We start from the raw sequence: 17,507 nt of genomic DNA on the forward strand, positions 1-17,507 counted from the left end.
CACCTGCGCGCGCACCGGCGGCTGGTCGGCCCACATCCTGGAGCAAAAGCGCACCGGCCGCCTGATCCGCCCCTCCGCGGTCTACACCGGCCCCGCCTCCCGCAGCGCCGACGAGGTCGACGGCTGGAAGGCCGAGTGGGCCGGCTGACCCGCTGACCTGATCCACACGACCACGCCGGGTCGGCGCACCTGTGCGCCGACCCGGCGCCGTCGTGAGCGGTGCTCACCGCCGGCCCGAGGGCCGTTCGTACCAGGACGTGCGACCGCGGGCGGCCTTGCGGGTCAGCGAGACGTGCACGTGGTCGCGGTGCCGCAGGGTCGTGGAGCACCGCCGCCGGGTGCGGCACGACGAGCTGAGGTAGGGCTCGGGGCGGAACTCGCGCCAGGCGGCGTACATGTGGTCGTTCCAGATGACGTACATGACGCCCATCCGGCGGGCCTTGGCTGCCGGGTTGCCGTCGGCGTCGGAGGCGAACAGGGTGTCGAGGACGCGGCGCGCGGCCTTGCGTCCGCGGGGTGTCCGGGCGTCGGCGAACCAGTCGATGGCCCGGCCCTCCTGGTGCTCCGAGGTCACCGCGCTCCCCCGCCGGCAGCTGCGCGAGACGCTGGTGTGGCTGCCGAAGCGCTTGACCAGCCAGCGCGCCAGCTCGCGCGTGCCCGGCTTCGCGGCCGGCGCGCAGCGCGTGGCCGGCTGGTAGGCGGCGTACGGCTCGAGCGGCGGGGCCGCCGTCGCCGGCACGGCCAGCACCGCTGCCAGCAGCGACGTGAGCAGCGACGTCAGCAGGAGCTCGCACAGCAGGGTTCGAGGCATTCGGCGATGCTAGACGCCCTACGACGCTCGGTCCCGCCTTCGCCGTGTTCTCACACCGACGTCGTCGTGGCCAGACCCCCGCGTGGACCACGGCGCAGGTCCTTGCCGAAGCAGCGGCTGAGCGGCGCGTCCTTGTAGAAGCCGAATCCCGGCACCCGTCGGTAGCCGGAGGACTCGTAGAGCGCGATCGCCTCGGGCTGCTTGGTGCCGGTCTCCAGCACCAGCGCCTCGGCCCCCGCCTCGCGCGCGGTCGCCTCGAGGTGGGCCAGCACGACTCGGGCCAGACCGCGGCCGCGCGCCGCCGGGACGACGTACATGCGCTTGACCTCGGCGGTGCGCGACGTGCCGAACACCGTGACCTGCGAGCGCCGCCACGCCCCGGTCGCCACCGGGGCGCCGTCCTCGTCGTAGCCCACGTAGAAGCTGCCCGCCGGCGGCTCGAACATCAGCGGGTCGAGCGGGGTCTCATCGGGCCCGCCGTAGCGCTCGACGTACTCGGCCTGGACCTCGTCGACCAGGCGCAACGCGTCCGGGTCGCCGTAGGGGACGCGCTCCAAGCGCATCTGGACTCCTCGCTGGTCGGGGTGCGGGCCGCTGACACACTAGGACGCGTGACGATCGAGATCCCCGCCGACCTGCTGCCCCGCGACGGACGCTTCGGGGCCGGACCGTCGAAGATCGACCCGGCGCATCTCGACGCCCTGGCCGCCACCGGGCGCTCGTTGATGGGCACCTCCCACCGCCAGGCCCCGGTGCGCGACCTGGTCGGTCGCGTCCGCGCCGGTCTGGCCGACTTCTTCTCGATGCCCGACGGCTACGAGGTCGTGCTCGGCAACGGCGGCGCGACGGCGTTCTGGGACGTCGCCACCTACGGGCTGATCGATCGCCGCAGCCAGCACCTGACGTTCGGCGAGTTCACCGCCAAGTTCGCCCAGGCCGCGACGGCCGCTCCCTGGCTCGAGGACCCGTCGGTGATCGCCGCGGCCCCCGGCACGCTGCCGGCCCCGGTCGCCGAGGACGGCGTCGACACCTACGCGTGGGCCCACAACGAGACCTCGACCGCGGTGATGGCACCGGTGGTCCGGCCAGCGGGCACCACCGCCGACGACGCCCTGGTGCTCGTCGACGCCACCTCGGGCGCCGGCGGCCTGCCGGTCGACCTGGCCGAGACCGACGTCTACTACTTCGCACCGCAGAAGTCCTTCGCCTCCGACGGCGGGTTGTGGATCGCGATCATGTCGCCGGCCGCCCTCGAGCGCGCCGCGCGGATCGCGGCGAGCGGGCGCCACGTCCCGGCGTTCTTCGACCTCCCCACGGCGATCGACAACTCGCTGAAGAACCAGACCTACAACACCCCCGCCGTCGCCACGTTCTTCCTGATGGCCGAGCAGCTCGACTGGATGAACGCCCACGGGCGCCTGCCCGGCATGGTCGAGCGCACCACCGCCTCCTCCGACGCGCTCTACGGCTGGGCCGAGCGGTCGTCGTACGCCTATCCCTACGTGCCCGAGCCGGCCCACCGGTCGCTGGTCATCGGCACGATCAACTTCGACGAGTCCGTCGACGCCGCCGAGGTCGCCCGGGTGCTGCGCGCCCACGGCGTCGTCGACACCGAGCCCTACCGCAAGCTCGGTCAGAACCAGCTGCGGATCGCGATGTACCCCGCCATCGACCCGTCCGACGTCGAGGCCCTCACCCGCTGCATCGACTTCGTCGTCGAGCGTTTCTGAGCCTGCCGTCGGGATAGTCCCTGACGAAAATCAACGATCCGGTCGCGAAATCCTTGATTTTCGTCAGGGACTATCCCCTCAGCCGACCTGCTTGATCAGCCGGAGGGTCGCGCGCTCCAGGGCGGCCTGCCGCTCGTCGGGGTTGTCGAAGGTACGTCGGGTGGTGCGCTGGATGGTGATCCCGCGCTCGTAGGCCTCGATCACCCTCGGGTCGACGTACGACGACCGCGCCAGGGTCGGGGTGTTGCCCAAGAAGTCCGAGACCTCCTTCATCGCGCCCGAGACCGCCCGCTTGCGCGAGGCCTTGGTCTCGCCGTGCTCGGCGGTCTCGGCGAGCGCCGCCGCGGCGAGCACGGTCGCGTGCCAGGTGCGGAAGTCCTTGGCCGTGGCCTCGAGCCCGGTGGTCTGGCGGACGTAGCCGTTGACCAGGTCGGGGATGACCGAGCGCCACGAGCGACCCTCCTGGTAGGCCATCAGCCGCGGGTCGTCCCTGGCCCGTCGCCGGCGCATGATCTCGACGGCCTCGATGACCGTCGCGTCGTCGATCTCGATGCGGTGGTCGACGCCGGACTTGCCGGTGAACGTGAAGACCAGCCGGTCCTGGTGGCGCTTGACGTGGCGTCGCTCGATCGTGGTGAGCCCGAAGGAGCCGTTGGTGTCGGCGTAGACGTCGTTGCCGATGCGGAAGTAGCCCAGGTCGAGCAGGCGCACGGCGGCCGCGCACGCGCGCTCGAGCGGCATCCCCTCGCGCCCGAGGTCGGCCAGCACCAGCTCGCGCGCCTTGACCAGGCCCTTGCCGAACAGCAGCATCCGCTCGAACTTCTCCGCGTCGCGGCGCACCCGCCACTCGGGGTGGTAGAGGTACTGGCGGCGCCCGGCGTCGTCGGTGCCGACGGCCTGCAGGTGCCCGTTGGCGTACGGCGTCACCCACACGTCGCGCCAGGCCGGCGGGATCACCAGCGCCTTGACCCGGGCGGCGTCCTCGGGCGGCAGCCGGTCGCCGTCACCGTCGAGGTAGACGAACCCCGAGCCCGCCCGCCGCCGGGTCCAGCCCGGCTGGTCCGGCGACGTACGACGCAGTCTCACCACCCGACGACCCTAGGGACGGCCCCGGGCCGGTGACCTCACCCACGAGGACGGAGCGACCTCACCAGCAGCACCAGCATCACCAGGGCGAAGCCGGCGCCGATGACGTAGGACCGGCCCGAGCGCCCGCCGACCACGTCGGGGGCGTCCACGCCGTCGACCGGTCGGGCGGCGACCCCGCTGTCGGTCGAGGGAGAGGCCGTGACCGACGGCGGCGGGGCCACCGGGGCCACCGGCGCCACCGCGGCGGCGGCCCGGCGCGGCAGCCGCACCCGCAGCACGTCGGTGCGCACGCCCTCGGTGCTGATGAGCACGACGCCGTCCTCGTCGACGGTGATGCCCTCGCCCTGCGGCTGGTCGGGCAGGTCGAAGCGGGCGACCAGGCCGAGCGAGGGCCAGGCGTAGACGCTCGCGGAGGAGTAGCCGCGGACCACGAGGTGGCGGCCGTCGGGCCAGAACGCCCCGTCGGTGGCGATCGCGCGGGCGGTGCCCACGGCGCGCATCCGGTTGGGCCGGCCGGGATCCAGACGGGCGGGCGCGCGCAGCACCTCGGCACCGAAGACGCCCTTGGTGACGACCACGAGACGGCCGTCGGGGTCGACGAGCAGGGTCTCGGCGTCACGTGCCCCGCCGGGGTAGACCAGCTCGTAGGTCGTGACGTCGCCGCGCACGTCGTGGTCGCCGCGACCCACCGGGACCCGCGTGACCGACACCGAGTCGCGGGCCTCGGCGTTGTCGCCGATGTCGGCGACCCAGACGTGGCCGGCACCGGCCGGGGCGAGGGCCTCGACGTCCTCGGGGTCGTCGGACCAGGTCGTGACCCCGACGGTGTCGCCGGTGCGCCGGTCGACGGCGAAGACCCGACCGGTGTCGCCCGAGTCGTTGACCGTGACGACCAGGCCGTCACGCGCCACCAGCCCGCTGGACTCGACGATCGCGGGGTCGGTGAAGGTGAGCTCTACCCTGCCGGACGGCGCCGCGCCGGCCGAGGCGAGGTCGACCAGGCCGACGACGAACGGCACCGCGACGGCCAGGGCCACCGCCCGTGCTGCGGTCCTGGTGGTCCTCATGACCCGCTGACGCCGAGCAGCCCGGCCAGTGCCGGCCGCAGGTGCCACTCGCCGACCAGCGCGTCGTAGTCGTCGCGCACGCCGTCGGGCACCACCCCGGTGCGCACGGCGCGCAGCATCGTGTTGCGGGGCGTGTGCTTGCTCTCGACGAACTGCACGACGTCGACGCGATAGCCCTGCAGCCGCATCAGCGAGCTGCGCAGCCCGTCGGTGAGCGTGTCGGCGAGCCGCTCGCGCAGGATGCCGTGCCGGACCAGCTCGGCGTACGCCGCCGGCGTGGGCCCGCGGCGCAGCTGCGTGGCGACGTCGTGGTGGCAGCAGGGCGCGGCCAGCACGACCGGCGACCGCCACGCGACCGCGCGGGCCAGGGCGTCGTCGGTGGCGGTGTCGCACGCGTGCAGGGCCAGCACGACCTCGGGCGCGGGCTCGACGACGGCCTCGGCGATCGTGCCGGCCACGAAGCTCGCGTCGAGGCCGAGCCCCGCGGCGACGTCGGCGTTGCGCTGGCGCGACTGCTCGCGCACGTCGACGCCGGTCACCGTCACCGGCAGCCCACGGACCTCGACGAGGAAGCGCTGCGCCGCGATGGTGAGGTAGGCATTGCCGCAGCCCAGGTCGACGACGCGCAGCGGGTCGTCGACGGTCGGGTGGCGCAGGTGCCCGGCGGCCTGGGCCTCGGTGACCACCGTGTCGAGCAGTCGCAGGAACTCCTCGACCTGGCGGTACTTGGCCTGGCGGCTCGGCTTGACGCGCCCGTGGGCGTCGGCCAGGCCCAGCGCCTGCCACACGGGGTCGTCGTCGGCCAGGCGGCGGTCCTTGGTGCGGTCGTGGCGGTGCTCGACCTCGACGGGCTCGGCACGCGCCTTGCTGGAGACGAAGGCCTCGTCGCGCTTGGAGACCCGGACCTGGTGGGTGTGCGTCGCGGTCTCGACGTGCCAGCTGCCGAACGGCTCGGCGAGTAGCGCGTCGACCGCCCGGGCCGCCTCGGGCCCGATCGCGTGGTTGCCGGTGTGGGCCTGCGTGGCGTCGTACGACGTCAGCTGGAGGTGGCGGCCGGCCTTGAGGTCGACCCAGCGGGCCTCCACCCGCCGCCACGACGGGGCCGCAGCCCTGCGACGCCCCGAGGCGACGGCCCGGACGAGGCCGTCGGCGTCGAGCAGCGCGTCGCGCACCAGCGCGAGCGCCCGGTCGAGGGAGTCGCTCACTTCAGCGCCGCCGCGACGACCACGACGAGCAGCAGCCCCACGAGCGCCAGCGAGATCACGAGGCGGCGGTGGCGGGGGTTCACTCCCCCAGCCTAGGAGGCCACCGGGCACCGGCCACGGGGCGTCCTGCGTCAGCGCGGCCTGGCGTACGCCGCGACCCCGGTGTCGTAGAGCACGCACGCCTCGTCGCCGTCGACCCAGGCGTCGTGCCCCGGCTCGATCAGCACGACGTCGCCGGCGCAGATCTGCCTCTCGGTGCCGTCGTCCATGAGCACCGTCATCCGGCCCGCGACGCAGACCCCGGTGTGGCGGACCTGGCAGGTGTCGGTCCCGGCGATCGGCCTGACGTCGGTCGACCAGCGCCACCCGGGCTCGAAGGTGCCCATGCCGAGCGTGAAGTCGCCCAGGGTGACGACGTCCATGCGTCCGTGTGCCGCGAAGGGCCGGGTCTCGTGCGGGTCGGCGATGTTGCGCACGGCGATCGACGCCCCGAGCCGGCGGTCCTCGTCGGTGTCGTTGTCGGTGGCGTCGTCGGTGGCGTCGTCGATGCAGAGGATGTTGCCCTCGCTGTCCCTGAACCACGCGGCGTGCCCGGCGTCGCCCAGCCCCGCGACGTCGCCGTCCCAGGCCAGCCCGGGCAGGTCGTAGTGCTCGAACGTGACGCCCTGCGCCCGGAGGTCAGAGACGACGGGGCCCACGTCGGGCACCTTGAACTGGGCGATCGTGTGCTCGGACTTCCCGGCGTGCTCGGTCTCGTAGACGTGGAACGTCGTGCCCCGGGTCGTGTGGTAGAGCAGGCCGCCGGGGTCCTCCTCGGCGGGGCGCAGGCCGAGCTTGTCGGCGTAGAAGCGGCGGGCCCGCTCGATGTCGCGGGCCGGGATGTTGGCAGTGACCTGACTGTCTTGCAGCAGCATGACGATCGCCTCCTCAGGCGCTCTCGAAACGGGGGTGGTGCAGGTCGTGGGACTCGAGCGGACCGTCCATCAGCGCGTCGAGGCGCCGGGCCCGCTCGTCGAGCAGTGCGTGGGCCTCGTCCTGTCGTCTGCAGGGTCCCTGGATGAGTTGGACACACATGATCCCTCCCTGGTCGTCCGTGACGAGACCGGTCGAGGCAGGGAGGGCCGCGGCCGGACCCACCTTCACCGTACGCCGCTGGGCGGGCCCGGGAAGGGCCCGAACGATCCTCATGGCGGGACCAAGGACCCTGCCGCGCGGAGCTGGACTCGCTGGACTCCCGTCCCCGTGGGGGCGTGAGGCGGGTACGGCTACCCGGCGGGCTCGTCGGCCGGGGCCGGCTCGTCGTCGTCCCACCCGGCCGGCTCGGGAGCCAGCACGTCCTCGGGCGAGTGCCGGAACGACACGTCGTCGACGGTGAAGGTCACGTTGCCGGTCTCCGCCCACCGCCGCGCCGCCTCGGCGGCGTCCTCCTCGGACTCGCAGAGCTCACGGGCCAACAGCTCGCCCTCGCGGTAGACGCAGAGCTCGATGGTCGGAGAGCTGTCGCCCTCGTGCACGGACTGCGTCATGGTGCCCTCCCGGCTGCTCCTCGCGCCGCACCACCCGGCACGGCCGTCCCCAGCATGGGCGTGAGGCGGCCGCGAGCAGGAGGGCACAAGGTCACCACGCCGGACACTCCGGTGCTCGAGGTGCGAGGAGCGCCAGCGACGAGCCCTCCGAGGCTCGCTGCGCTGACACCTCAGCAACCACCGCGAAGCCCCCACAGCCGACGTCAGAAGCCGCCGTCGAACAACCACACCACCCACACCACCGAGAGCGCCCCGGCGAACGCCGCTGCCAGGTGGTAGGCGTCGCGACGGGCGGTGAAGCCGAGCGCTGCTGCCGCCAGGGTGAGGACGCCGGCCGCAGCCGCCAGCACGAACTGGGCCGCGTAGCGCCAGTCGCCCTCGTAGTTGTCGGGACAGCCGTCGTCGCACTGCAGGACCGAGAGGACGAACGCGAACAGCACCGCACACGCCACCACGGCGATGACGACCAGCGACACGGCCGCGCGGGCGGCGAGCCGCCACGGCGAGCGCCGTCCCGGGCCGGCGACGGCCTCGTTCACGATGAGGTCGCTCGAGTCGTCACCACAGCTCCATGGAGCTGCGGAAGACCCCCGCCAGGTCGTCGCCGGTGACGGTCTTGGGGGCGGTCGCGAGCAGCCGCTGCTGCTTCAGGGCCCCGTCGACCAGGGCGTCGACGTCGGCGTCGCCGTAGCCGACCTCGGCCAGCCCGTTGGGGATGCCGATGTCACGCATCAGGGTCGAGAGGACCCCCGGCAGCACGTCGGGGCCGTGGGCCGACGACGACAGCGTCGGGTCGAGCAGGCGCGCGGCGGCCAGGTGGCGCTCGGGCGAGGCGTCGTAGGTGAAACGGAAGGCCTCGGGGGCCGTCAGCGAGACGGCCATGCCGTGGGGCACGATCGCCTCGGCGGGCGGGTAGCCGTCGGGGCGGTAGTCGCGCACCCGGCCAGCGATCGGGTAGGCGTTGGCGTGCGGCACGTGCACGCCGGCGTTGCCGAACCCGAGGCCGGCGAAGGTCGCGGCGAGCGACATCTGCTCGCGCGCGGTCACGTCGGACCCGTCGGCGACCGCGGCGCGGAACGACCCGGCCAGCAGCGCCATCGCCTTCTCCGACCACAGGTCGGCGATCGGGTTGGCGCCGCAGTAGGGCACGCGCTGCTCGGGCTGCTTGGCCTCGAAGTCGCCGAACCACCGCGCGGTGTAGCTCTCCAGGGCGTGGCACAGGATGTCCATCCCGGCGGCCGCGGTGACCATCGCGGGCTGGGTGATCGTCAGCGACGGGTCGACGACCGCCATGGTGGGCCGCAGCTTGGGGTGGCTGATGCCGGTCTTGACGTGCAGCGACAGCACGTCGAGCACGCAGATGGTGGTGCTCTCGCTGCCGGTGCCGGTCGTGGTCGGTACGGCGACCAGCGGCAGCAGCGGCTGGGTGGGCGCCTGCGCCTTGCCGACGGGGGCGTTGAGGTAGTCCATCAGGTCGCCGGGGTTGGTGGTGAGCAGGTTGACCGCCTTGGCGGTGTCGATCGCCGACCCGCCGCCGACCGCGACGATCGCGTCGAAGGGACCGGCGTCGCGGGCGAACTCGATCGCGTGGCGCATCGACTCGTCGGTCGGCTCGACCCGCGCGGCGTCGTACGTCGTCACCTCGAGGCCGCGCGCCGCGACCTGCTCGGCGATGCGTGCCGGGTGCCCGGTCGCGGCCACGCCGGGGTCGGTCACGAGCAGCACCCGGCGTGCCCCGAGGGCCGCGAGGTCGTGCCCGATCTCCGAGGAGGCTCCCGCACCGAACTTGAGGGCCGGGGCTGCGTAGGTGAAGACGGTCTCGCTCACCCGTCCACCCTAGGACCCCTCCCGTGACTCCTGTCACGCCGCACGCGACTGTGACGTGAAGGCAACAAAACCTGTTACCGGACGCTGGTTGAACCGTGTGCCGTACCCATGGGTTACTTCACGGGAGTCAGGACCGAGGGCCGCCTTTCCCGGGCGGGCGACCTCGGTCCACCAGGGGGGATTTCACTCATGTCGGTCCACAGCACTTCGTCGCGTCAGGCGGGCACGTCCGTCGCGGCCGCGGTGACGGGTCTCGTGGTGACCCTCGTGGCCTTCGTCGTGGTGTTCTCGGCCTTCCTCCTGGCTCCGCTGGCGCTGTTCGGCGTCGCCCTGGCCTGCTACCTCGTGCTGCGCCCGCGCTCCGCGCGGTCCGCCGGCGCCACGACGTCCGACACCCCCTCCGGCACGGCAAGCGACGACGGCGCCGGCGCGCTCGGACACGGCTTCGGGTCGGGCGTCCGGTGAGCGCTGCGCCCACGCGCTCGCTGCCCCGGCTCACGGGTGGCGTCGAGCCCTGCCTCGAGCACGCTCTGCCCGAGGGCATCTGTCGCACGTTCCGCGTGATGCCCTACGGCCTGCACCAGGGCCGGGTCCTCGTGGCGGCCACCGACGCCGACGACACGATCACCGAGCACGTCGTCACCGAGCGTCTCGACCGACCGGTCACCCTGGTGCGCCACACGGCCGCCGAGATCATCGAGGCCGTCGACGAGGCCTATCCGCCGGTCGAGGCCGAGGTCGAGTCGCCCCAGGCGCGTCGTGCCCGCATGCAGATGACCCAGATGCTCACGCGCAGCGGCCTGGTCACCGCAGCCGAGCTGCAGCGCGCGATGCTCGAGTACGCCCGCACCGGTGACCCGCTGGGCGACATCCTGGTGTCCCACGGCTCCCTGTCCGAGGACGTCCTGGTCGCGGCGCTCTCCGAGATGCACCAGCTGCAGCGGGTCGGCCTCGCGGGCTTCGAGCCCGACTACGAGATCGCCCGGCGGTTGCCGGAGCGGGTCGCCCGCACCCTGCAGGCCCTGCCCGTGGCCGAGCACGAGGGCGAGGTCCTGATCGCCGTGGCCCGGCCGCTCTCGCCCGAGGACGCCCGCACGGTCGACGAGGCGCTCGAGCAGCCGTGGCGCCAGCTGCTCGCCAACCGCAGCGACCTCGACCAGCTCGTCCAGCGCATCCACAGCCACCACTACACCGAGGTCGCGACCGGGTTCCTGGCCCGCACCGCGCCCGCGAGCTCGGCCCACGTCGTCGCGACCCCCGCCCAGCGGTCCGTGCTGCTGGCCCTGGTCGTGGCCGCCGTGGTGTGCGCGGTCTTCCGGCCGGCCGGCACCGCGACCGCGGTGGTCGCCGTCGCCAGCGTCCTGTACCTCCTGGTGTCGGTGCACCGCATCCGGCTGAGCCTGCAGGCCCTCGGCAGCCGCCTCGAGACCGACGTCTCGGTCGCGGAGGTCGCCGCCCTCGACGAGCGCACCCTCCCGGTCTACACGATCCTCGTGCCGCTGTACCGCGAGGCCGACATCGTGCCCCGCCTGCTGCGCGACCTGGACGCGCTCGACTACCCGCGCTCGCGCCTCGACATCAAGCTGCTGTGCGAGGCCGACGACCTCGAGACCATCGACCAGGTGGTCGCGCTGGCGCTCCCGCCGCACATCCACCTGGTGGTGGTCCCCGACAGCCAGCCCAAGACCAAGCCCAAGGCCTGCAACTACGGTCTCCAGCTGGCCACCGGCACGTTCTGCGTCATCTACGACGCGGAGGACCGGCCCGACCCCGACCAGCTCAAGAAGGCGCTCATCGCCTTCGACCGCGCCACCGACGACGTGGTGTGCATCCAGGCCAAGCTCAACTACTACAACCAGGACCAGAACCTGCTGACGTCCTGGTTCGCCAACGAGTACTCCATGCAGTTCGACCTGGTCCTGCCCGCCCTGGGCGCGTCGGGGTCGCCGATCCCGTTGGGCGGCTCGTCCAACCACTTCAAGACCGCGGTCCTGCGCGAGCTCGGGGGCTGGGACCCCTTCAACGTCACCGAGGACGCCGACCTCGGCATCCGGCTGCACCGCGAGGGCTACCGCACCGCGATGGTCGACTCGACCACGCTCGAGGAGGCCAACTCCCACGTCGGCAACTGGGTCCGTCAGCGCTCGCGCTGGAGCAAGGGCCACCTGCAGACCTGGCTGGTGCACATGCGTCACCCGGCCCAGCTGCTGCGCCAGGTCGGGCCCCGGGGCTTCGTGTCCTTCAACCTGACCATGGCCACCACGCTCGTGCTGCTCATGAACCCGCTCTTCTGGACCCTCACCACCGCCTACCTGCTCACCCGGTGGTCGGTCATCCAGGACGCGTTCCCCACCCCGGTCCTGTGCATCGCGAGCGTGATGCTCGTCGTCGGCAACTTTACCTTCGTCTACCTCAACGTCGCCGGCAGCCTGCAGCGCGGTGACTTCGGGCTCACCCGGATCGCCCTGCTGTCACCGATCTACTGGGGCCTGATGAGCTACGCCGCCTGGCGCGGCCTCCTGCAGCTGTTCACCAACCCCTTCTACTGGGAGAAGACCGAGCACGGGCTCGACGAGCCCGAGGTCCGCCCCGCGCTCGACGGCCGCGGGTCGCACGAATCGGCCCCCGTCCACCAGACCTACGAGGCCCACGAGACGCTGGGCGCCTACGCCTCGCGGGTCTCGGCATGACGGCCACACCCCCCACGCGGGTCGTGGCCGACCTCGAGCCCGCCTCGGGCGTCGTCCAGGCGGTCGGCCGGCGTCCCGCCGACGTCTCGCGCCGCCGGGGCGAGAGCCTGACGATCTTCGTCGCCTTCGCGGTCCTCTACTCCGTGATCGGCCACTGGCTCGTGGTCGACCTCCACGTCGTCGCGACCGAGACCCTCGACCGCTTCAACCGTGCTCTCATGGTGACCGCCGACGACCCCTCGACCCTGGCCGCGGTGGGTGTCGACTACCCGCCGCTGGCGGTGCTGCTACTGGTGCCCTTCGCGGCGGTCCCGTCGCTCACGGCGTCGCTGGCGGTCGTCCCGGTGGTCTCGGCACTGTTCGCTGCGTTCACCCTGGTCACCGTCAACACGATGATGCGTCGCGCGCTGGTGGTGCTCCCGGTGCGGCTCGCCGTGCTCGCCGGGCTCGGGCTCAACCCCCTCGTCGTGATGTACGCCGCCCTCGGCAGCCGTGACTTCCTGTGGCTGGCGTTCGTCGTCGCGGCCCTGGGCGCCCTGCTCGCCTGGTACGTCACCGCCGACATCCGCTTCGTGATGGTCGCCGCGGTCGCCTTCGCCGTCGGTACCCTCGCCGGCTACGGCAGCCTCGTGTGGTTCGCCGTGGGCCTGGTGATGGTCGCCGCGGTGCTCGCCCGGCTCGGCGCCGACGGCACCGAGATAGAGGGCACCACGGTGGGTCTGGCCGCCCCGACCGTCTTCGCCGTCGCGGTCTGGTCGGCGTTCAACCTCGTCGTCCACGCCGAGCCGTGGCGCTGGGTGAGCGACAACCGCGACGTCGCGGCCACGGGCCTGGCCGACCAGTCGCCGGTCGACCTGGCCCGCGGCACCGCCGACCTGGTGGTCCACGGCGCCCCGATCGCCCTCGTGGTGCTGCCGGCGCTGCTCGTCGCCGGGCTGGCGCGCCGCAACGGCTTCGCCCTGTGGCTCGGGGTCATGCTGCTGGTCTCGATCCTGGTCCCGGCACTGGCCACGGCGACGGGTCTGACCGACTCGCCGATGCAGCTCGAGGGCGCACTGCCGATCCTGCTCGTCTCCGTCGTGGGCGGCGTCTGGTTGGCCCGCTCGGCGGTGCAGGACAACACCCTCGTCGCCACCGGTCTCGCCCTGGCCCTGTTCGCCAGCATCCCCTGGACGTTCTCGGCCATGCAGACCTTCCGCCACCAGGGCCTCGAGCGGGCGTTCCACGACGCGGTCACCTCCGGCGAGAGCCAGGAGGGCGCGCGGGCCGTCGACGGCTCCCTGGTCGGCTACGACGCCGAGCAGCAGATGGCCGACTACATCTCCGACCACGTCGACGCGACCGGGTCGATCCTCACCGACGACGCCTCGACGTACGCCGTGATCCTGCTGACCGGTGCCCCGGACCTGTTCCTCGACCGGGTCGACCGGTCCGACGAGGCGTGGACCGCGGCCGCGCAGGCACCCGCCGACCCCGTGCACTACCTCCTGCTCAGCACCGACACCGCCCGCGACGAGCTCAGCCGGCGCTACCCCGCCGCCGTCACCGGTGACGACCCCGACCTGCGTCCGGTCTTCACCAACCAGCGCTACGTCCTGGTCTCGGTGCCCGACGACGACCGCGCCGGCGAGCAGCCACCCAGTCCCCTCACGTCGCCGGGGCCACCCGCCGACACCACCGACGACCCGTCAGGAGCCACGCCGAGATGACGAAGAAGCTGTCCACGATCGCCAAGGCACCGTCGGTCGCCGACATCACCTCCTCGACCACCCGGGTGGGCAAGGTCGACTTCGGGACCAGCCTCAGCGGACGCTTCCGTGAGGACGGGCGCGACCGCGGGCCGCGCGAGGTCGACCCGACCCCGCCCCGCGCCGTACCCGACGCCGTCGCGCCCCCAGCACCCACCGCAGCAGCACCCACCGCAGCCCCCGCCGCAGCCCCCGCCGCAGCCGAGCCGCCCGCACCCACGCCGCCCACGCCCGACCGGGTCCCGGCGCTGCCCACCGTCGAGGCCCTCGACGAGGAGACGCTCAAGGCCGCGCAGAGCACCGGCGAGATGCTCGAGGTCCTGATGGAGCTGATGGTCAAGGACACCGGTGAGCACCCCACGGTCGTCCCCGCCGTCGACGCGATCGGCGAGGCCGGCGAGGTCGACGGGGTCGCGGCCCAGCCCTCCGCGGCCCTGTTCGACGACAGCGTCAGCCGGTCGGTCGCCGAGGTCGCCGCGTCGGTGATCGCCGCGATGCGCCGGGTCAACGAGGCGCACGAGCGCCACGTCGTGGCCCTCGAGCTCGAGACGGCGCGCCGCTGCGAGCTCCTCACGTCGCAGGCCGACCTCGACGCCGAGCTGATCCGGCTGCACGCCCGACGTGAGGCCCACGCCCTGGTGTTCGCCGCCCGCGCACGCACCGGTCAGGCCGGCCCCGACCTGCAGCAGCAGGGCGACGAGCTCCACGAGATCGGCGAGACCCTCTCCCGCTTCGCCGAGGCGGTCGAGACCGCCGACGCGTTCGACCTCGACGACACCCCCGACCTGCCGCACCGCGACATCCCCCGCCGGGTCTGAGCCCTACCGCGACGTCCTGGCCGACGTCCTAGCCGACGCCCAGCACCTCGCGGACCGACGCCACGACCGGCACCTGGCCCGACTCGATGTCGGCGACCCGCACCCACTCGACGGCGTCGGTGGTGCCGTCGGTCTCGACCGTGAAGGTCGCGTCGGGAGCCACCGTCGCGGCGTACACGAGGCCGATGGTCTGCACCTCCTCGTCGCGACCGCTGGGGGCTGTGCCGCGCACGGTCTCGGTGGTGGTGGTGACCAGGTCGCCGACGACGCAGACCGCCCCGGTCTCCTCGCGCACCTCGCGGGCCACTGCGCTCACGGGGTCCTCGCCGAAGTCGACGCCCCCTCCGGGCAGCGACCACAGCCCGGTGTGGAAGCCCCGCGGCGAGGTGCGCGTCAGCAGCACCGAGTCGTCGGGCTCGGCGCGCCGGACCAGCGCGTAGGCCGCGACCCGCTGCCAGCGGTGGGGGCGGTAGAGGCCGAGGGCCTCCTTGACCATCGCCACCGTCGGTACGGTGCCGTCGAGCACGGCGCTGACCGGCCGCCACGCGGCCTCGATGGTGGAGCCGTCGACCTCGACCACCCGGGGCTCGGGCGAGTCGAGCGGCACCCACCCGTCGTAGACGATGCGCAGCGAGTGCGCGTCGACGCGCCGACCGCGGCGCCACGTGTCGGGCAGGTGCAGGGAGTAGGTGCGGGCGCTCTCGCCGACCGTGACCGACAGCCCGGTCTCCTCGTGCACCTCGCGCACGACGGCGTCACGGGGGTCCTCGCCGTGGTCGAGACCGCCGCCCGGCAGCGTCCAGAGCTCGGCGCGCGAGACGCGCGGGGCGAGCCTGCTGAGCAGGATCTGACCGTCGCGCACGATCACGGCGTACGCCGCGACGCGCTGCACCCGGTTGCCTGACATCCCCCAACCCTATGCAGGTGCCGGCGACCACGTCGGGTGGACCGCCGAACGGGGCATGCCGTCCAGCGCGTACGACGCCTCGCGCTCGAGCGCGTGGCCGCCGAGGTGCGCGGGGTGCCAGGGCGCCCACTCCCCCGGGCGGGGCTGGTGCTCCGGCAACCGCTGGAGGTGGTCGAGGGTGGCCTGGAGCGTGGCGCCGAGGCGGCGGGTGGTCTCGACGAGGTCGGCGTGCGGCGGCACGTGCCACGGCTCGCCGATGCGCACGTCGACGGTGCGCCCGCGGGCGAGCTCGGGACGCGGGAAGGGCGCGTCGAGCGCACGCTTCTGCCCCCAGAGCCGCTGGCCGCCCCAGACCGTCACCGGCAGCAGCGGCGCGCCGGTCTCGCGCGCGAGGGCGACGGCGCCCGGCATCATCGCCCGCACGGCGTAGGCCGCCGAGATCCCGGCCTCGGGGAACACGCAGACCACCTCGCCCTCGCGCAGCAGTCGGCGGGCGCGCAGGTAGGCGGCGGCCGGCGCCTGCCGGTCGACGGGCACGTGCCGCATCGTCTCCATGAGTGGGCCGGCCGGGGTGTCCCAGATGTCGCCGCGGCACAGGAAGCGCACCAGTCGCCTGGTGCCGAGCAGCGCCTGACCGACGTAGACGAAGTCGGGGAACGAGACGTGGTTGCAGGCCAGGACCACCGGGCCGTCGGCGGGCAGGTGCCCGGCGCCCTCGGAGCGCACCCGCAGGTCCAGCCCGCGCAGCACGGCCTTGCCGGCCGCGATCACGCCGCGGTAGAGCCGATCTGCCATACCGGTGGTTCGGAGCCGACTACGAGAACGGTGGGCGGTGGTCCTGCGCCAGGGAGCGGCGACCGGCCCAGCGCCACACGCGGGCGGCGCGGTCGCGGTCCTCGTCGGTGACCAGGTTGCCCATCCAGCGCAGGGCCAGGGTCATCAGCCAGTCCGAGCGCATCCCGACCGGGCCGAAGGTCGGCAGCAGCCGCGGCACGGTCACCAGCCCGGCCAGGCGCCGGGCGATCGAGAACGACTCGCCGTAGTGGTCGCGCAGCAGCGCCGGCCAGGCCAGGTCGAGCTCGTCGCGCTCCTGCATCACCTCGACGAGCAGGCGCCCGGTCTCGAGGCCGTAGTCGATGCCCTCGCCGTTGAGCGGGTTGACGCAGCCGGCGGCGTCGCCGACGAGGGCCCAGTTGCGACCGGCGACGTTGCTCACCGCGCCGCCCATCGGCAGCAGGGCCGAGGTGCGGTCGCGCAGCGACCCCTCCAGGCCGAACTCCGCGCGGCGCTCCTCGGCGTAGAAGTCCATGAGCGGCTTGATGGCGATGTCGGCGGGTCGCTTGGCGGTCGCGAGCGTGCCGACGCCGAGGTTGACCTCCCCGTTGCCCAACGGGAAGATCCAGCCGTAGCCGGACAGGATCTTGCCGTCCTTGCCGCGCAGCTCGAGGTGGCTGCTGATCCACGGGTCGTCGGAGGCGGTGCTGGCGACGTAGGAGCGCCCGGCGACGCCGTAGACGGTGTCTCGGTGCCACTCACGGCCCAGCGCCTTGCCGAGCGGGGAGCGGACCCCGTCGGCCACGACGAGCCGGCGGCAGCCGATCTCGAAGGTCTGGTCGCCCTGCTTGAACACCACGGCGGACACGCGGGCCCCGTCGCGGCGTACGTCGACCGCGCGGGCGCCGTCGACCGCGGTCGCGCCGCTCTTGATCGCGGTGGTGCGCAGGTGGTCGTCGAGCTCGGTGCGCGGCACCGCGCTGCCCCAGTCGGGCAGGGTGCCTCCCGGCCACGGCAGCAGCAGCGTCTGCCCGAACCCGTGGGCGCGCAGACCGCGGTTGGTCGTGCGGGCGCGCAACCAGTCCTCGAGGCCGAGCCGGGACAGCTCGTCGACCGCGCGCGGCGTCAGGCCGTCACCACAGGTCTTGTCGCGGGGGAAGACGGCCATGTCGGTCAGGACCGTGTCGAGCCCGGCCCGGGCGGCCCACGCCGCCGCGGCCGACCCGGCGGGACCCGCACCGACCACCAGGACGTCGGTCTGCGTCGGCATCGTCGGCATCGTGCTCACTCCCCCAGTCTCTCAGGCCCCGCCACA

General features: G+C 73.3%; 18 protein-coding genes. 5 read left to right on the forward strand and 13 right to left on the reverse strand.

The window, feature by feature from the left end; translation table 11 throughout:
• Window positions 1–223: 223 nt before the first annotated feature.
• Together FZC61_RS00010 and FZC61_RS00015 are read right to left on the reverse strand one after the other, a co-directional pair.
• Window positions 224–811 (reverse strand): VldE C-terminal domain-containing protein, encoded by a 588-nt coding sequence (locus FZC61_RS00010; RefSeq protein WP_148611245.1) that lies wholly within the window; start codon window positions 809–811, stop codon window positions 224–226.
• Window positions 812–861: 50 nt separating this feature from the next.
• Window positions 862–1,374 (reverse strand): GNAT family N-acetyltransferase, encoded by a 513-nt coding sequence (locus FZC61_RS00015; protein WP_148611246.1) that lies wholly within the window; start codon window positions 1,372–1,374, stop codon window positions 862–864.
• A gap of 48 nt (window positions 1,375–1,422) precedes the next feature.
• Between FZC61_RS00015 and serC the strand changes: the two genes are divergently transcribed.
• On the forward strand, window positions 1,423–2,541 hold the full coding sequence (serC, locus tag FZC61_RS00020) for a phosphoserine transaminase (protein WP_148611248.1): 1,119 nt from the start codon (window positions 1,423–1,425) through the stop codon (window positions 2,539–2,541).
• A gap of 78 nt (window positions 2,542–2,619) precedes the next feature.
• Here the strand turns inward: serC and FZC61_RS00025 are convergent, their stop codons facing one another.
• The 8 genes from FZC61_RS00025 to FZC61_RS00060 all read right to left on the reverse strand — a co-directional run bounded on the left by FZC61_RS00025 (window position 2,620) and on the right by FZC61_RS00060 (window position 9,255).
• Window positions 2,620–3,630 (reverse strand): DNA topoisomerase IB, encoded by a 1,011-nt coding sequence (locus tag FZC61_RS00025; protein WP_148611249.1) that lies wholly within the window; start codon window positions 3,628–3,630, stop codon window positions 2,620–2,622.
• A 35-nt stretch (window positions 3,631–3,665) separates the two neighbouring features.
• Entirely contained in the window at window positions 3,666–4,697 is a 1,032-nt protein-coding gene (locus FZC61_RS00030) for a hypothetical protein (RefSeq protein ID WP_148611250.1), read from the reverse strand.
• Entirely contained in the window at window positions 4,694–5,902 is a 1,209-nt protein-coding gene (locus FZC61_RS00035) for a class I SAM-dependent methyltransferase (protein ID WP_148611252.1), read from the reverse strand. Before FZC61_RS00035 ends, FZC61_RS00030 begins: the two co-directional genes overlap by 4 nt.
• Window positions 5,903–6,033: 131 nt before the next feature.
• Window positions 6,034–6,816, reverse strand: coding sequence for a VOC family protein (locus FZC61_RS23530; RefSeq protein WP_246142445.1), 783 nt, complete (start codon window positions 6,814–6,816; stop codon window positions 6,034–6,036).
• Between the two features lie 13 nt (window positions 6,817–6,829).
• Complete coding sequence (locus FZC61_RS22820) at window positions 6,830–6,976, reverse strand: hypothetical protein (RefSeq protein WP_170285909.1); 147 nt, start codon at window positions 6,974–6,976, stop codon at window positions 6,830–6,832.
• 191 nt (window positions 6,977–7,167) lie between these two features.
• Complete coding sequence (locus FZC61_RS00050) at window positions 7,168–7,428, reverse strand: hypothetical protein (RefSeq protein ID WP_148611254.1); 261 nt, start codon at window positions 7,426–7,428, stop codon at window positions 7,168–7,170.
• 203 nt (window positions 7,429–7,631) lie between these two features.
• Entirely contained in the window at window positions 7,632–7,967 is a 336-nt protein-coding gene (locus FZC61_RS00055; protein ID WP_148611256.1) for a hypothetical protein, read from the reverse strand.
• Window positions 7,968–7,986: 19 nt separating this feature from the next.
• A complete protein-coding gene (locus FZC61_RS00060; RefSeq protein WP_148611258.1) occupies window positions 7,987–9,255 on the reverse strand; it encodes a hydroxyacid-oxoacid transhydrogenase in 1,269 nt (422 codons plus the stop codon).
• Window positions 9,256–9,444: 189 nt separating this feature from the next.
• On the opposite strand from FZC61_RS00060, the gene FZC61_RS00065 reads away from it, so the two are divergent.
• From FZC61_RS00065 to FZC61_RS22825, 4 genes are read left to right on the forward strand one after another with little or no spacing between them, the layout of a single operon-like run.
• Window positions 9,445–9,720 carry a hypothetical protein gene (locus tag FZC61_RS00065; RefSeq protein ID WP_148611260.1) on the forward strand — a complete coding sequence of 92 codons (276 nt, stop codon included), beginning with the start codon at window positions 9,445–9,447 and terminating at the stop codon, window positions 9,718–9,720.
• Window positions 9,717–11,945: a glycosyltransferase gene (locus FZC61_RS00070; RefSeq protein ID WP_148611262.1), complete on the forward strand. Its 2,229-nt coding sequence runs from the start codon at window positions 9,717–9,719 to the stop codon at window positions 11,943–11,945. The genes FZC61_RS00065 and FZC61_RS00070 overlap by 4 nt, the downstream gene beginning before the upstream one ends.
• Window positions 11,942–13,654 (forward strand): hypothetical protein, encoded by a 1,713-nt coding sequence (locus tag FZC61_RS00075; RefSeq protein WP_148611264.1) that lies wholly within the window; start codon window positions 11,942–11,944, stop codon window positions 13,652–13,654. The genes FZC61_RS00070 and FZC61_RS00075 overlap by 4 nt, the downstream gene beginning before the upstream one ends.
• Entirely contained in the window at window positions 13,651–14,511 is an 861-nt protein-coding gene (locus FZC61_RS22825; protein ID WP_170285905.1) for a hypothetical protein, read from the forward strand. The genes FZC61_RS00075 and FZC61_RS22825 overlap by 4 nt, the downstream gene beginning before the upstream one ends.
• Window positions 14,512–14,539: 28 nt before the next feature.
• Here FZC61_RS22825 and FZC61_RS00090 read toward each other — a convergent pair whose 3' ends face one another.
• The 3 genes from FZC61_RS00090 to FZC61_RS00100 are packed head-to-tail and all read right to left on the reverse strand — an operon-like array spanning window position 14,540 to window position 17,471.
• The gene (locus FZC61_RS00090) at window positions 14,540–15,418 is read right to left on the reverse strand and encodes an NUDIX domain-containing protein (protein WP_148611266.1); all 879 of its coding nucleotides are present in this window, start codon (window positions 15,416–15,418) and stop codon (window positions 14,540–14,542) included.
• Window positions 15,419–15,427: 9 nt separating this feature from the next.
• Window positions 15,428–16,213, reverse strand: coding sequence for a lysophospholipid acyltransferase family protein (locus FZC61_RS00095; protein ID WP_148611268.1), 786 nt, complete (start codon window positions 16,211–16,213; stop codon window positions 15,428–15,430).
• A gap of 19 nt (window positions 16,214–16,232) precedes the next feature.
• The gene (locus tag FZC61_RS00100) at window positions 16,233–17,471 is read right to left on the reverse strand and encodes a geranylgeranyl reductase family protein (protein ID WP_148612456.1); all 1,239 of its coding nucleotides are present in this window, start codon (window positions 17,469–17,471) and stop codon (window positions 16,233–16,235) included.
• Window positions 17,472–17,507: the final 36 nt, after the last annotated feature.

Source organism: Nocardioides rubriscoriae, assembly GCF_008087085.1.
Lineage (GTDB): Bacteria > Actinomycetota > Actinomycetes > Propionibacteriales > Nocardioidaceae > Nocardioides > Nocardioides rubriscoriae.